Genomic DNA, 15,756 nt, shown 5'->3' on the forward strand with positions numbered 1-15,756 from the left:
AAGCTATGTAGATACAAATAATTTATAAAACATTTTACTATGTCTTTTTTATGACATTTAAGCACATTAAAATACGAAATAACTAAGTATATGCTATTATAGATAAGAATGATTTTAATTTAGGAGGACTATATGGTACATAGTAAGAATGATACTATTTTAAAAATGATTAAAGGTGAAAAGACCTCTCATACACCAGTCTGGTTTATGCGTCAGGCAGGGCGATCTCAACCTGAATATCGTAAATTAAAAGAGAAATATTCACTGTTTGAAATTACTCATCAACCTGAACTATGTGCTTATGTGACACATTTACCAGTTGATAATTACAATACGGATGCAGCAATTTTATATAAAGACATTATGACACCTTTAAAACCTATTGGTGTAGATGTAGAAATTAAATCTGGAATAGGTCCAGTTATTCAAAATCCAATCAAAACAGTCCAAGACGTGGAAAAGTTATCACAGATAGATCCGAAAAGAGATGTGCCATATGTTTTAGATACAATCAAACTGTTAACTGAAGAAAAATTAAATGTACCTTTAATTGGATTTACTGGCGCACCATTTACACTAGCCTCATATATGATAGAAGGTGGCCCTTCTAAAAACTATAATCAAACAAAAGCTATGATGTACAGTGATGAAGCGACTTGGTTTGCTTTAATGGATCATTTAGTAGCGGTTTCGATAGATTATGCTAATGCACAAGTAGAAGCTGGTGCTGAATTAATTCAAATTTTTGATTCATGGGTCGGCGCATTAAATGTTCAAGACTATAGAAAATATATTAAACCAGGTATGGACAAGTTAGTTAAAGGCATTAAATTAAAACATGATGTTCCAGTTATTTTGTTCGGAGTGGGTGCTAGTCATTTAATCAATGAATGGAATGATTTACCTATAGATGTATTGGGACTTGATTGGAGAACATCAATACAACAAGCACAACAGCTTGGTGTAACTAAGACGCTACAAGGTAATTTAGATCCTTCATTATTATTAGCACCATGGGATGTAATAGAAGAAAGATTAAAAGATATCTTAGATCAAGGCATGGAAAGAGGACAACATATTTTCAACCTTGGACATGGTGTGTTCCCAGAAGTTCAACCAGAAACTTTACGTAAAGTAAGCCAATTCGTTCACGACTATACACATCAATAATTTAGCATTATGAATTTTAATAGATTAAGTAATAGCAATAGACTAAAGGGTGGTTTTATAAATGAGTAAAACAATAGGTTTATTAGTAATGGCATATGGTACACCTTATAAAGAAAGTGACATTGAGCCATATTATACTGACATTAGACATGGTAAAAAACCAACAGATGAAGAGCTCCAAGATTTAAAAGACCGTTATGAATTTATTGGGGGACTATCTCCATTAGCTGGAACAACAGACAAACAAGCAGAAGCATTAAGAGATGCATTAAATGAATCTTATGAAGATGTAGAGTTTAAATTATATTTAGGGCTAAAACATATTTCACCGTATATAGAAGAAGCGGTTGAATCTATGCATAAAGATGGAATTACTGAAGCGGTCACTGTTGTATTAGCACCACATTATTCAAGTTTTTCAGTAGGATCTTATGATGAACGTGCAGAAGAAGAAGCTGAAAAATATGGTATTCAATTACATCATGTAAAACATTATTACCATCAACCTAAATTCTTAGAGTTTTGGACTAATCAAATCAATCACACATTAGAACAAATTCCTACAGAAGAACATGATGACACTGTATTAGTAGTATCAGCTCATAGCTTACCAAAAGGTTTAATTGAGAAAAATAATGACCCTTATCCAAATGAGTTACATGATACTACAGTACAATTAAAAGAGCAATCAAATATTATCCACGTAGCAGAAGGTTGGCAATCAGAAGGTAATACAGGTACACCTTGGTTAGGACCTGATGTTCAAGATTTAACAAGAGATTTATTTAATGAACATGGATATAAACATTTTATTTATACGCCAGTAGGATTTGTATGCGAACACCTTGAAGTGTTATATGACAATGACCATGAATGTAAAGTAGTGTGCGATGACATAGGTGCAAACTACTATCGTCCAGAGATGCCTAATACGCATCCATTATTTATTGGTGCGATTGTAGACGAAATTAAAACAGTATTTTAATAGAAGGAAGCGTGAATGATTTTGAGTAAGAATGTAGCAATCATCGGAGCAGGTATAACCGGTTTAACAAGTGCTTACTATATGAAAAAACAAAATCCTAACTTAAATGTTACTATCTATGAGGCAAGTAATCGTCCAGGTGGTAAAATTCAAACGTATCGTAAAGATGGTTATACTATTGAATTAGGACCCGAATCATACTTAGGTAGAAAAACTATTATGACTGATATAGCTAAGGAGATTGGATTAGGCGATGATTTGATTACGAATACTACAGGTCAATCATACATTTATGCTAAAAATAAATTATATCCTATCCCAGGTGGTTCTATTATGGGAATACCTACGGATATAAAACCTTTTATAAAAACAAAATTGATTTCTCTATTAGGTAAGTTACGAGCAGGTCTGGATCTATTTAAAAAGCCTATAGAGATTGAAGATGACATTTCAGTAGGTGACTTTTTTAGACAGCGTTTAGGTGATGAAGTACTTGAAAATTTAATTGAGCCACTAATGGGTGGCATTTATGGTACCAATATTGATGATTTAAGTTTGATGAGTACTTTCCCTAATTTTAAAGAAAAAGAAGAAGCTTTTGGTAGTTTAATCAAAGGCATGAAAGATGAGAAGGAACAACGTATTAAACAACGCCAACTATATCCAGGCGCTCCTAAAGGTCAATTTAAGCAATTTAGACACGGACTTAGTTCGTTCATAGAGGCTTTAGTTGAAGCTGTAACAAAACAAGGTGTCAATATTGAATATAATACAGAGGTTGAAGATATTATTATATCTCAAACTGACTATCAAGTAATTGTCGATGGCAAAAAAGAATTTTATGATGGTGTATTAGTAACAACACCACAGCAAGTCTTTATGGACTGGTTTAACCATGATCCAGCATTTGATTATTTCAATACAATGGATTCAACGACAGTAGCAACAGTGGTACTTGCATTTGATGAAAAGGATATTGAAAATACTTATGATGGAACAGGTTTCGTTATTGCTAGAACAAGTAATACAAGCATAACAGCATGTACATGGACTTCAAAAAAATGGCCATTTACAACTCCAGAAGGAAAAGTGTTAATCAGAGCTTATGTTGGTAAACCAGGAGATACAGTTGTTGATGACCATACAGATGAAGAAATTGTATCTATTGTACGTCAAGATTTACAACAGATGATGACGTTCAAAGGTGACCCAGAATTTACCATTGTTAATCGTTTGCCTAAGAGTATGCCTCAATACCATGTAGGTCATATTAAGCAAATTAGAGAAATACAACAGCATATTAAACGAACTTATCCACGTTTAAAAATTACTGGTGCACCATTTGAAGCAGTTGGACTACCAGATTGTATTCAACAAGGACATAATGCAGTTGATGAAATGCTAGAAGAATTAAAGTTGATCAATTAACAAATCAATTAAGCACTTTGAAGGGATAAATATATCTTTTTAAAGTGCTTTTATTATAAAATAAAGTAAAATGAGTCATGATTATTTTTTAAATTATATAATGTGAGGTTTGATAATAATGACAGACGTAATAATAGTTCATTCAAGTGTAGGCAATGCACATAACCATTGGTATGAATGGTTAGGACATAATTTAACATTAGAAGGTTATGAGGTTACATTATTTAATTTAGAAGCAGATACACCTGCTAATCTAGACATGTGGGTAACACAAATGCAACATCAAATAAATGTTAGGAAAAAAGATACATATTTTGTGACACATGGATTTGGAACAATCGCAAGTTTGAAATTTATTGAAAGTTTGAATCAAAATATTGAAGGTTTATTCAGTATTGCAGGATTTAGAGACGATGCTCAAGATATTGATGAAAATATAGATTTACAAGATGTAACCATAGATTATGATACTGTCAAAAATAAAGTAGACTACTTTTATGGACTTTGTTCAAAGAGTGACAAGCATGTTTCGTATAAAGAAACAAAAAGACTTATGGATACACTAGAAGGTCATATTCGTGTTGTTGAAGAAGGCGGTCATTTCATGGAAGAAGATGGTTTTACAACATTTACCGCTTTACAAGATCGTATGCAAGGACTAATGACACAATAATTTGATATGAGTAGGGGAGGGGGAGTTATGTTTAAAGTTTAATCAGATATGAACTTCAAGAGTTTTGTTATAAGTGTTAATTTAATGCTAAAAGAGCACTAAACTTGAATATTAAATCAATATTAGTAGGATTAATTTGAAGGAATGTTCCAGTAGATACGTCGCAAAATCAATAAGCTTTATTAAGAAATGTTTCTTTTTAAGATTTATAACATGTGTAAAAAGTTTAATTTGATGATGTTGGCAAGTGATTTTGTGACCATTTGCACACTTTTGTTATAAAATGATTTAACTAGTTAATTATTACACATTTTAATTGTAAATAATTATTGACTATTAGTTTTAAAATTAATATACTAATAAAGTGTTAAGCGAGAGCGATTTAAAGCTAATTTGATGTATCAAACATTTTGAAATTTAAGAGATTGTAAATTTAAATTAAAAAATGTATTGACTTTGTTAAGTTAATAATAGTACAATAATCAAGTAGTCAAAAATAATATTATCGCGGGATGGAGCAGTTCGGTAGCTCGTCGGGCTCATAACCCGAAGGTCGGTGGTTCAAATCCGCCTCCCGCAATACATAGTTTTAATAGGTCTCGTAGTGTAGCGGTTAACACGCCTGCCTGTCACGCAGGAGATCGCGGGTTCGATTCCCGTCGAGACCGCCATAATTATTATTGTGGTTCAGTAGCTCAGTTGGTAGAGCAATGGATTGAAGCTCCATGTGTCGGCAGTTCGACTCTGTCCTGAACCATTCGTCATTTTTGGCGGTTGTGGCGAAGTGGTTAACGCATCGGATTGTGGTTCCGACATTCGAGGGTTCGATTCCCTTCAACCGCCCCATAATCGTATTACATTTCACATTTTATATGCGGGTGTAGTTTAATGGCAAAACCTCAGCCTTCCAAGCTGATGTTGTGGGTTCGATTCCCATCACCCGCTCCATTATTATTCCACAGTAGCTCAGTGGTAGAGCTATCGGCTGTTAACCGATCGGTCGTAGGTTCGAGTCCTACCTGTGGAGCCATGGCTCCTTGGTCAAGCGGTTAAGACACCGCCCTTTCACGGCGGTAACACGGGTTCGAGTCCCGTAGGAGTCATACAAACAGAAGTGAAATATCGCTTCTGTTTTTTTATTTATCATATTATATATTATGGAGAGTTGTCCGAGTTGGCCGAAGGAGCACGCCTGGAAAGTGTGTAGGCGCCACAAGCGTCTCGAGGGTTCGAATCCCTCACTCTCCGTACATACGTAAAAATCAGTGAAAATCTGATAAGCTAAAAGTAGGGGGAACGTTGTTAAATCAACGTTCTTTTTTATTTTGGTGAAAATTTGTAACAATCTGTTTTGAAATAAAACCGTCAACTAGGTCGACAACATTTCAAAAATTATTGAATATTGTCGGTTTGTTTGTCAGTTTGACCGTTAAACTCCTAGAACGATGCTAGTTTCGCATCTAAACTTTTTTCTTCTTTTTCTTTTAATTCATCTAATAAATGACTATATACTCTCCAAGTAATTTCTATATTTGAATGACCTAATCTTTTACTTACATATTGAACACTAAATCCTTTTGTTAATAACATAGATGCAATTGTATCTGTAAGTTTGAAAAAATTTAAATCTAATTTAATATTACTCTTCATCATCATCTAGTAAATCAGTTATATTTAGTATGATTTCTTTCGTATTAGTATCAATCGATAGTTCATTGCTATAGCCAATAGATTTTACTTTAATGATGTCACTATCTGATTTTAAAACTAATTCAGCGTGTTGGTTTCTCTCCAAAATAACAAAAGTTTCATTATTACTTATGATTTCATGTCTAGAATTTAAACCATTAATTATAATATTCCAATTATTGAATTTCATTAAAAAACACTCCTTTAATTTAGTTTTTTATAAAGAAAATCCTAGAATCATACCCAAAGGTAAATTCTAGGATTAATTTATATAGGTCTTACATTGTTATGTCCTTAGATGAATAAATGTAGTTTATTTATTTTCAAATAAACCTTTGAAAAATTCTACTGCTTTTTTGATGATAGCTGTGATATTTTCCATTACTATTCACCTCCTATGTAAGCTACTTTTAATATAAATCATTTTTAATTATCATAGATTATTTATTCTTATTTTATAAATTTATTTTCATAAACGTAACATTTCTCTGCGAAATTAGACAGTTATGAATTCAAATGTGTTAACAAAGAGTGATATATCTTATTATTAAATTCAAATTTCTAAATTCAAGCTTTAATCACTGATAGAATGCGTTAAAATCGTTATAATTATCTTTGTAATGATAATTGGAGGAATGACTTGTGAACTTCTGGTTAAAAGATCAATCAGTAAAAAATAAAGATAAAATAGCTGTTACAGATGGCGCACATCAAATGACATTTAAGGAATTATATGATGATGCATTTCATTTAGCACAGCAACTACAAAACCTTAATCAAACGAGAATAGGGTTACATATAAATAATCGTATTGAATCTTTAGTATTGATACATGCATGTTGGATCGCCAATATCGAAATTGCTATGATAAATACACGATTAACAAAGAATGAAATTATTGCTCAAATGAATTCTATACAAGTGAGCACAATAGTAACGACAACTACACTCGAAATGGATCAATTTGATATATATACGCTTGAGGATATTCAAAATTTATCTCCTCAAAATATAAATTCTAATGTATTTCAATTAGAAAACATTGCTTCTATCATGTTTACATCTGGCACTACTGGTCCTCAAAAAGCTGTCCCTCAAACTTTTGAAAATCATCTCGCAAGTGCAATAGGTTGTAAGGAAAGTTTAGGTTATAATCAGCAGACGATTTGGTTATCTGTATTACCGATATATCATATATCAGGTCTGAGTGTCATTTTAAGAAGTGTTATAGAAGGATTTACAGTACGTATTTTAGAAAAGTATAATACTGATACAATGCTTCAAATTATTCAAAATGAAAATATTACGCATGTTTCTCTTGTACCACAAACTTTAAAATGGTTAATGGATGCTGGATTACAGAGTCCATATCAATTAGAAAAAATCTTATTGGGTGGTGCAAAGCTATCAGCAAATTTAATTCAACAAGCTTTAAACTACAAACTACCTATTTATAATTCATTTGGTATGACTGAAACGTGTTCACAATTTTTAACAGCAACGCCAGATATGTTAGCACAACGTTATGATACTGTAGGGGTGCCTAGTGATAATGTAGAAGTGAAAATTAAGCAACCTAATCAAAATGGACATGGTGAATTATTAATTAAAGGAAACAACGTAATGAATGGCTATTTATATCCTGTTAATTTAACAGATACATTTGAAGATGGCTTTTTCAAAACAGGGGATATAGCTGAAATAGATGAAGATGGTTTTGTTATGATTTATGATCGACGTAAGGATTTAATTATCAGTGGTGGCGAAAATATATATCCTTATCAAATTGAATCTATAGCTAAATATTATCCAAACATTGAAGATGCTGTTTGTATTGGTCAATCAGATGATACGTGGGGACAAGTACCTATATTATATTATATTGCCGATACAAAAATTAATGAAATCGAATTAAGACAATATATGTTGGATCATTTAGCAAAGTACAAAGTACCAAAGTCTTTTTATCAAGTTGAAGAATTGCCATATACTTCTACAGGTAAACTCCAAAGAAATAAAATGATACAAAAGGAAGAAAAAAATGATTATTAATCAATTAAATTTTTACTTATATAATCAGTCTTTTAAATCACCAATTGTAACGCCTAAAGTAAAATTAGAAACAAGAAAAACATTAGTCATTGAATTCATTGATAATCACGGGGATGCATATTTTGGAGAATGTAATGCATTTCAAACACAATGGTATGATAATGAAACTATTGATTCCGTAAAAGAAAACATTAAACAATGGTATGATCGTATAAAGAATAAAGAAATGTCAACTTTTAAAGAATGGCAATCATCACTCGAGCTTTTAAATGATTATCCAGCAGCAAGATGTACAATTATGATGGCTATCTATCAAAAATATTATAAACTTGAATCATTTAAAGTTCCGTATGGTGCAACTGTAAACGGTATGACTGAAATACAATTAAATCGTTTGGCTCAAACACAACCTAAGCGAATTAAATTAAAGTATTCAAATCAATTAATTTCAGACATCGATAATTTACAATCACTTAGTTTTAGTTTTGATTTGGCTATAGATGCCAATGAATCCCTTAATCTGACACAATATCAATCTATTATAGAAAATATAGACCATGATATTCTTTATATTGAAGAACCATTTCAATCATTAGATGATATCAAACGCATTAATGGAAAACCTTATCCACCTATTGCTCTTGATGAAAAGGCCACTTCCACTCAAGAAATCAAAAATATTATATCTGAATATCCAATAGAGGTAGTTATATTGAAACCATTTAGACTTGGTGGTATTGATCGAGTATTAGATGCAATACAAACCCTTCATAAAGAAGGGGTGAAAGTTGTGATTGGTGGTATGTATGAATATGGGTTAAGCCGATATTTTACTGCAATGTTAGCTCAACATGGGGATTATCCTGGAGATGTGACACCAATGGGTTATTATTTTGAAAATGATTTTGTAGAAAATGAAGGTATATTAAAAGAGGGAATGATAGAATTCAATCCCCCTGTAGTTAATCGTACAAAATTAGAATGTATTAATGATGATTGTGTTTAGCATGATGTGATTTCGATTTGTTTTTTGCAAGTGGCACTGGATCGTATCCACCTTTGTGTAAAGGATGACATTTTAATATTCGACGTATGCCTAAGTATAATCCTTTGAATGCACCATGATATTGTATCGCTTCTCGTGTATATTCTGAACATGTTGGATAGAATCGACACGTTGGTGGCGTTAATGGCGAGATAAAACGTTGATAAAAATGTATTAAGGCAAGAAATAATTTTTTCATAATAATGCCTCCGAGCAAATTTTAGAATATAGGTATTTTAACATATTATAAAGGGATGTGATGTACATGAAGTTTTTAGATAAAGACCAAAGAGAGGTACACCTAACATATAAAACAAATAAAGATGTTCCTACGGGTAATCATGTACTTGCTATTCCAGTATATCAACATCAATTATTGTTTACTTGTCATAAAATTAGAGGTATTGAATTTCCTGGTGGCAAAAGAGAACTCAATGAAACTAGTATTGATGCTATACGGAGAGAATTGTATGAAGAAACTGGTGCTCATGCTATCGATATTAAATATATAGCACAATATAAAGTTGAAACAAATAGTAATATAGATTTTGTGAAAGATGTATATTTTATACAAGTTGATACGCTAAAAGAACAATCTGACTATCTAGAAACAGATGGTCCATGTTTATTTCAATCAGTTGAATCAATTCCCGATAATAAAAAAAGCTTTTTACTTAAAGATGATGCTATCTTGCATTGTTATGAAAGGGTGAAGACACTTGGATTTTATTAAAGTTAAAAAAATGCCAATAGAGATGAGGACACATCATTTTGATGAAATAACCTATCAAGTTGATCATCTTAATGTCAAAGCTTTAATGATGACACCTTATAAAAAAGTAAAACGCATTGTTATCTATTTGCGAGGTGGTAAAGGACAAGTAGGGCGTGTCAGAGCTGCAAGGCTAATGCAGTTTGCTAATGATGAAACTCTAGTTGTAGGTCCATATTATAGAGGTAACAATGGTAGTGAAGGCAAAGATGAATTTTATCGTGGAGATTTAAATGATGTCACTGAGCTCATTCGTTTACTGTATTCAAAGCATCCACAAGCCTTTATTCATATGATTGGTTTTTCACGTGGTGGTTTACAAGGATTATTAACTTTTCAAGACTTACCTGTAAATAGTTATATTATATGGGGTGGGGTATCTGATATTTATTTAATGTATGAGGAACGTGTTGATTTAAGAGGGATGTTAAGACGAATGGTTGGACATCCTATTAAAGATGCTCAAAATTATACTGATAGAGAGGCAATACATAATATTACGCCACAAAGTCCGCCAATACTTATTGTTCATGGTGGAAATGATAAGCAAGTTGGTATACATCAAGCTTATTATTTAGAACGACGCTTAAATGAGATTGGAGCAAACTTTGATACTTTTTATCAAATGAAAGAAGGACATGTACCACGCCCATTTGCTTTGAAAGAAACACTTGAATATATTCATCAATGGATGAATCAAATTGAAAATGATAAAGATAACGAAAGCGCAACAGAATGAATTTTCTGTCGCGCTTTTTACCATTATTTATTAAATGCACCTTTATCTGAAATATGTTCTACTTCAGAGCCGAATTTTTTGAAGTTTTCTTCAAAACGTTGAATTAAGTCATTAGCTTGTGCTTTATATTTTTCAGGGTCACTCCATGCATTAATTGGATTTAAGATAGTTTTAGGAACATCTTCTACTTCCACTGGAATATTTAATCCAAATGAAGCATCTTTAGTATATTCTGCATTTTTTAATTTACCTGAAATAGCCTGGTTAACCATTTGACGTGTATAATGTAAACTTATTCTTCTACCAACGCCATATTTACCCCCTGTCCATCCTGTGTTAACAAGGTAAACGTCAACTTCATGCTTATCAATTAATTCACCTAATAAATCAGCATAAACTGTAGGATGTAATGGTAAGAATGGTGCACCAAAGCAAGTAGAGAATGATGGTTCTGGTTCAGTAACGCCACGTTCTGTACCAGCTAATTTAGATGTGAATCCACTTAAGAAGTGATACATTGCTTGGTCTTTAGTTAATTTTGAAATTGGAGGAATGACACCAAAAGCATCCGCTGTTAAAAAGATAATTGTATTAGGATGAGCTGCTTTGGAAGGTAATACAATATTATCTATATGGTGAATTGGGTATGCCGCTCTTGTGTTTTCAGTGAATTTATTATCATCAAAATCAACCGTGCCATCATTTTTGACAACAGTATTTTCTAAAATGGTACCATATTTAATTGCATCGAAAATTTGTGGTTCTTTTTCTTTTGAAAGGTTGATTGCTTTAGCGTAGCAACCTCCTTCGATATTGAACACACCATTTTTATTCCAGCCGTGTTCGTCATCTCCAATTAATTTTCTATCAGGATCAGCTGATAATGTTGTTTTACCAGTACCTGATAAACCAAAGAATAATGCTACGTCACCTTTATTACCAACATTTGCTGAGCAATGCATACTCATAATATCTTGCATTGGTAATAAATAGTTCATAACTGAGAATATACCTTTTTTCATTTCGCCAGCATATTCAGTACCACCAATTAAAATGACTTTATGTTTGAATGAAACGATAACAAAAGTTTCTGTTTTTGTACCATCTACTTCTGGGTCAGCTTTAAAATGAGGTGCTGATACAATGGTAAAGTCTGATTTGATTGATTTAGCTTCTTCTTTTGATTCAGGACGTATAAACATATTATGTGCAAAAAGATTATGCCAAGCTAATTCATTAATTACAGTTAGTTTTAAGCGTGAATCTTTGTCACTTCCAGCGTAACCATTAAATACGTATAGTTCATCTTTCTTACCTAAATAATTTAATACTTTGTTATAAAGTTTTAAAAATGTTTCTTCATCTATCGGCTGATTAACGTCTCCCCAATCAACATTATCTCTATATGAAGGTTCTGTAACGATAAACTTATCTTTAGGTGAACGCCCAGTGTATTTACCGGTACTTGCATTAATAGCGCCCAACTCAGTAAGTTCACCTTCATTATTATCTAAGATTTTATTGTAAAGTTGAGTTGTAGATAATTGAAACTGTGTAGATGGTTTTTCTAATAATTGTTTGATTTTAATAGTTTCAGAGTATGTATCGATCGACATACTTAATCCCTCCAGATAGTTGTAATGTAAGCCTTTACATTTCAATAGTATAACATATTAAGTTAATTAATCCACCGTAAATTTTCATTAAAATAACTTAATTCTAAAATTGACATTAATTCGCTAATTATGTAGTATTAATTTTAACGGATTCTCTTATCCTGAGTGGTGGAGGGACATGGACCCAATGAAACCCAGCAACCTCTTTTTTGTATAGAAAAGAAAGGTGCCAAACCGTTTGCAGACCTATATTGTCTGAACGATAAGAGCGAATGGACGTATAAGAGCCTTCTCTCTATCTAGATACTAGTTAGCAGAAGGCTCTTTTATTTAGCTCAAATAAAAGAGAATTATCGTAATAAATTTTTAAAAGGAGCAAAACATGACTAACAATAAACGATTATTCACGTCAGAATCAGTAACTGAAGGACACCCGGATAAAATAGCCGATCAAGTTTCCGATGCCATTTTAGACGAAATTCTTAAAGATGACCCTAATGCGCGTGTAGCATGTGAAACAACAGTAACTACAGGTATGGCTTTAATTTCTGGTGAAATTTCAACAACAACTTATGTTGATATCCCTAAAGTAGTAAGAGAAACAATTAAAGAAATTGGTTACACACGTGCAAAATATGGTTATGATTCACAAACAATGGCTGTATTAACAGCAATTGATGAACAATCACCAGATATTGCGCAAGGTGTAGATAAAGCATTAGAATATCGCGATGATATTACTGAAGAAGAAATTGAAGCAACAGGTGCAGGAGATCAAGGTTTAATGTTTGGTTATGCAACTAACGAAACAGATACGTATATGCCTTTACCAATTTTCTTATCACACCAGCTAGCTAAACGTTTATCAGATGTTCGTAAAGATAAAATACTAGATTATTTACGTCCAGATGGTAAAGTTCAAGTAACAGTTGAATATGATGAAAATGACAAACCAAAACGTATTGATACAATTGTTGTTTCAACACAACATGCTGAAGATAAAACATTAGAAGACATTCAAAATGACATTAAAGAACATGTCATTTATCCTACTGTTCCAGAAAATTTACTAGATGATCAAACAAAATTCTATATCAATCCAACAGGAAGATTTGTAATTGGTGGACCTCAAGGTGATGCAGGATTAACAGGTCGTAAAATTATCGTTGACACTTATGGTGGATATGCTAGACATGGTGGAGGATGCTTCAGTGGTAAAGATCCAACTAAAGTAGACCGTTCTGCCGCATACGCAGCAAGATACGTTGCTAAAAATATTGTTGCAGCTGAATTAGCTGAACAATGTGAAGTACAACTTGCATACGCTATTGGTGTAGCTGAACCTGTGTCAATCTCAATTGATACATTTGGTACAGGTAAAGTCAGTGAAACAGAATTAGTAGAAGCAGTTAGAGAGAACTTTGACTTAAGACCTGCAGGAATTATTAAAATGTTAGAGTTGAAACAACCTATTTATAAACAAACTGCTGCATTTGGTCATTTCGGACGTACTGATGTTTTATTACCTTGGGAAAAATTAGATAAAGTCAACGTTTTGAAAGATTCAATAAACCAAGCCTAAAATAATTAAAATATTTGGGATAGGTAAAATATAATTAATTAAATTATAACGAAATGTCGAAAATATCATAGTTATGATTTATAATTGATTGTATTGATAATTTAAAAGGAGCGTTGATGTGATGAGTTTATCTTCACCCATTGGAATAGGATTAATCGTTGCAGTAGTGATTGCAATTATCTTTTTTGTTTTATTTTTAATCACGTTAAATAAAAAGAAAAAGATAAAGAAACAAACTGAAGAAGAATATCAACAAAAAGAACAAAACTTAAAAGCATCTCATGAGGAAACATTAGAAAAAGAACGTATAGAAAACAAAAAGACAGTCACTAAACAAAAAGAAGATTATGAAGCTACAGTAAGTAGTAAAGAAAGAGAAATTGATGCATTAAAATTATTCTCTAAAAATCATAGTGAATATGTTACAGACATGAGATTAATTGGTATTCGTGAACGTCTTGTTAATGAAAAGCGTATTCGCCCAGAAGATATGCATATAATGGCAAATATTTTCTTGCCAACTAATGAATTTAATAATATTGAAAGAATTAGTCACCTCGTATTAACACGAACTGGTTTATACATCATTGATTCTCAATTATTAAAAGGTCATGTTTATAATGGTATTAGTGGCGCACAATTTTCAGAGTTACCAACTATGAAACAAGTATTTAATACGCTAGATTTAGATAAATCTACGCCACAAACATTGGTATTAGATCAAAATGATGATCAAAAATCATTATCATTTGTTAACTATTCAGATAAAATTCAGCAAATACAACAATTAGCTGGAGATTTACAAAATAAATTGAATACTAAATACACACCAACTTCTATTTTATACTTTAATCCTAAAAATGAAGATGATGTAACGATTTCAAATTATGCTCAGAATAGTAATGTAAAAGTATTAGTTGGACCTGAACAACTTAACGAATTCTTTAATAAATTTGTATTCCATGGACGTATTCAATATAACGTCGATGATTTACAAGATATTATGGATAAAATTGAATCATTTAACTAATTATTTTAGCTAGTAGGGTGTATGACACTTTACTAGCTTTTTTATAATATTGAATTTTAATCATCGGATAAGGGTATAGATAATGTATAAATATTTTTATATGTAAGGAGTGAAAATCCATGGATAAAATTAAATTTTATAATGGTCATGAAATGCCAAGAGTAGGACTAGGTACGTTTAGAGTCGAAAATAATGATGATTGTACTAAGGCTGTTAAACATGCTATAGAGAATGGTTATAGAAGCATTGATACAGCAAAAGTTTACAGTAATGAAGAAAAAGTAGGACAAGGTATTAAAGAAGGATTAGAAACTACAGGTCTAAAACGAGAAGACTTATTTATTACTTCAAAATTATGGTTAGAAGATTTTGGTAGAACTAATGTAGAGGATGCGTATGAAGGTAGCTTAAAAAGATTAGGCTTAGATTATCTAGATTTATATTTAATGCACTGGCCAGGTACTAACGAAGCACTAATGATAGATACATGGCAAGGGATGGAAGATTTATATAAACAAGACCGTGTTAAAAATATCGGTGTAAGCAATTTTAATGTAGACCATTTTGAAGCACTACTAGCACAAGTATCAATAAAGCCTGTCATCAATCAAGTTGAATTTCATCCATATTTAACACAAAGTTCATTAAGACAATATATGGAAGTTCAAAATATTGTTATGGAATCATGGTCACCATTAATGAACGCACAAATTTTAGATGATGACACTGTTAATGCTATTGCAAAAGAAATTGATCAATCACCTGCACAAGTGATTATTCGTTGGAATTATCAACATGATGTAGTAGTTATCCCTAAATCAGTAACACCACATCGTATAGATGAAAATTTAGATATTCTAAACTTCAAACTTAACGAAGATCAAATGAATCGTCTTGACCAATTAAATGAAGATAGAAGAATTGGTCCTGATCCTGCAGAATTTAACGGACAATAAATTCAATTAAAGCCACGTT

15 protein-coding genes, 8 tRNA genes and 1 riboswitch are annotated in these 15,756 nt (G+C 31.9%); of the genes, 19 read left to right on the forward strand and 4 right to left on the reverse strand.

Going from position 1 to position 15,756, the window contains the following annotated elements:
* The first annotated feature begins 132 nt into the window (after positions 1-132).
* From hemE to Q4528_RS10430, 12 genes are all read left to right on the forward strand, one after another.
* The gene (gene hemE, locus Q4528_RS10375) at positions 133-1,170 is read left to right on the forward strand and encodes a uroporphyrinogen decarboxylase (protein WP_017638298.1); all 1,038 of its coding nucleotides are present in this window, start codon (positions 133-135) and stop codon (positions 1,168-1,170) included.
* Positions 1,171-1,231: 61 nt separating this feature from the next.
* On the forward strand, positions 1,232-2,155 hold the full coding sequence (gene hemH, locus Q4528_RS10380; protein ID WP_303521476.1) for a ferrochelatase: 924 nt from the start codon (positions 1,232-1,234) through the stop codon (positions 2,153-2,155).
* Between the two features lie 21 nt (positions 2,156-2,176).
* On the forward strand, positions 2,177-3,583 hold the full coding sequence (gene hemY / locus Q4528_RS10385) for a protoporphyrinogen oxidase (RefSeq protein WP_096807872.1): 1,407 nt from the start codon (positions 2,177-2,179) through the stop codon (positions 3,581-3,583).
* Between the two features lie 118 nt (positions 3,584-3,701).
* Complete coding sequence (locus Q4528_RS10390; protein WP_046466846.1) at positions 3,702-4,256, forward strand: RBBP9/YdeN family alpha/beta hydrolase; 555 nt, start codon at positions 3,702-3,704, stop codon at positions 4,254-4,256.
* 506 nt (positions 4,257-4,762) lie between these two features.
* A tRNA-Met gene (locus Q4528_RS10395) sits at positions 4,763-4,836 on the forward strand.
* Between the two features lie 15 nt (positions 4,837-4,851).
* Positions 4,852-4,927, forward strand: a tRNA-Asp gene (locus Q4528_RS10400).
* Positions 4,928-4,940: 13 nt separating this feature from the next.
* Positions 4,941-5,013: transfer RNA gene (locus Q4528_RS10405), tRNA-Phe, on the forward strand.
* A 13-nt stretch (positions 5,014-5,026) separates the two neighbouring features.
* Positions 5,027-5,102 (forward strand) — tRNA-His (locus Q4528_RS10410).
* A gap of 28 nt (positions 5,103-5,130) precedes the next feature.
* Positions 5,131-5,204, forward strand: a tRNA-Gly gene (locus Q4528_RS10415).
* 7 nt (positions 5,205-5,211) lie between these two features.
* Positions 5,212-5,286: transfer RNA gene (locus Q4528_RS10420), tRNA-Asn, on the forward strand.
* A 1-nt stretch (position 5,287) separates the two neighbouring features.
* A tRNA-Glu gene (locus Q4528_RS10425) sits at positions 5,288-5,359 on the forward strand.
* Between the two features lie 56 nt (positions 5,360-5,415).
* Positions 5,416-5,504: transfer RNA gene (locus Q4528_RS10430), tRNA-Ser, on the forward strand.
* 189 nt (positions 5,505-5,693) lie between these two features.
* On the opposite strand, the gene Q4528_RS10435 is transcribed toward Q4528_RS10430, so the two are convergent.
* Both Q4528_RS10435 and Q4528_RS10440 read right to left on the reverse strand, forming a co-directional pair.
* The gene (locus tag Q4528_RS10435) at positions 5,694-5,906 is read right to left on the reverse strand and encodes a tyrosine-type recombinase/integrase (protein ID WP_046466845.1); all 213 of its coding nucleotides are present in this window, start codon (positions 5,904-5,906) and stop codon (positions 5,694-5,696) included.
* A complete protein-coding gene (locus Q4528_RS10440) occupies positions 5,896-6,135 on the reverse strand; it encodes a hypothetical protein (protein WP_046466844.1) in 240 nt (79 codons plus the stop codon). Before Q4528_RS10440 ends, Q4528_RS10435 begins: the two co-directional genes overlap by 11 nt.
* A 452-nt stretch (positions 6,136-6,587) precedes the next feature.
* Here Q4528_RS10440 and menE point away from each other — a divergent pair, with 452 nt between their 5' ends.
* Together menE and menC are read left to right on the forward strand one after the other, a co-directional pair.
* A complete protein-coding gene (gene menE, locus Q4528_RS10445) occupies positions 6,588-7,997 on the forward strand; it encodes an o-succinylbenzoate--CoA ligase (RefSeq protein ID WP_029055622.1) in 1,410 nt (469 codons plus the stop codon).
* Positions 7,987-9,003, forward strand: a complete 1,017-nt coding sequence (gene menC / locus Q4528_RS10450; RefSeq protein ID WP_052728885.1) for an o-succinylbenzoate synthase — start codon at positions 7,987-7,989, stop codon at positions 9,001-9,003. The genes menE and menC overlap by 11 nt, the downstream gene beginning before the upstream one ends.
* On the opposite strand, the gene yidD is transcribed toward menC, so the two are convergent.
* Positions 8,984-9,241, reverse strand: coding sequence for a membrane protein insertion efficiency factor YidD (yidD, locus tag Q4528_RS10455; RefSeq protein ID WP_017637320.1), 258 nt, complete (start codon positions 9,239-9,241; stop codon positions 8,984-8,986). The two genes, menC and yidD, sit on opposite strands and share 20 nt — an antisense overlap.
* Positions 9,242-9,307: 66 nt before the next feature.
* On the opposite strand from yidD, the gene ytkD reads away from it, so the two are divergent.
* Positions 9,308-9,775, forward strand: coding sequence for an RNA deprotection pyrophosphohydrolase (gene ytkD, locus Q4528_RS10460; RefSeq protein WP_017637319.1), 468 nt, complete (start codon positions 9,308-9,310; stop codon positions 9,773-9,775).
* On the forward strand, positions 9,762-10,553 hold the full coding sequence (locus Q4528_RS10465) for an alpha/beta hydrolase family protein (protein ID WP_017637318.1): 792 nt from the start codon (positions 9,762-9,764) through the stop codon (positions 10,551-10,553). The genes ytkD and Q4528_RS10465 overlap by 14 nt, the downstream gene beginning before the upstream one ends.
* A 23-nt stretch (positions 10,554-10,576) precedes the next feature.
* On the opposite strand, the gene pckA is transcribed toward Q4528_RS10465, so the two are convergent.
* Positions 10,577-12,169: a phosphoenolpyruvate carboxykinase (ATP) gene (gene pckA / locus Q4528_RS10470; protein ID WP_017637317.1), complete on the reverse strand. Its 1,593-nt coding sequence runs from the start codon at positions 12,167-12,169 to the stop codon at positions 10,577-10,579.
* Positions 12,170-12,322: 153 nt separating this feature from the next.
* Positions 12,323-12,438: riboswitch (SAM riboswitch) on the forward strand.
* Positions 12,439-12,551: 113 nt separating this feature from the next.
* On the opposite strand from pckA, the gene metK reads away from it, so the two are divergent.
* From metK to Q4528_RS10485, 3 genes are all read left to right on the forward strand, one after another.
* The gene (gene metK, locus Q4528_RS10475; RefSeq protein ID WP_046466842.1) at positions 12,552-13,751 is read left to right on the forward strand and encodes a methionine adenosyltransferase; all 1,200 of its coding nucleotides are present in this window, start codon (positions 12,552-12,554) and stop codon (positions 13,749-13,751) included.
* 121 nt (positions 13,752-13,872) lie between these two features.
* A complete protein-coding gene (locus Q4528_RS10480; protein ID WP_046466841.1) occupies positions 13,873-14,781 on the forward strand; it encodes a nuclease-related domain-containing protein in 909 nt (302 codons plus the stop codon).
* A gap of 119 nt (positions 14,782-14,900) precedes the next feature.
* Complete coding sequence (locus Q4528_RS10485; RefSeq protein WP_017637314.1) at positions 14,901-15,737, forward strand: aldo/keto reductase; 837 nt, start codon at positions 14,901-14,903, stop codon at positions 15,735-15,737.
* Positions 15,738-15,756 lie beyond the last annotated feature (19 nt).

Origin of the sequence: Staphylococcus pasteuri (assembly GCF_030547725.1) — a bacterium.
Lineage (GTDB): Bacteria > Bacillota > Bacilli > Staphylococcales > Staphylococcaceae > Staphylococcus > Staphylococcus pasteuri.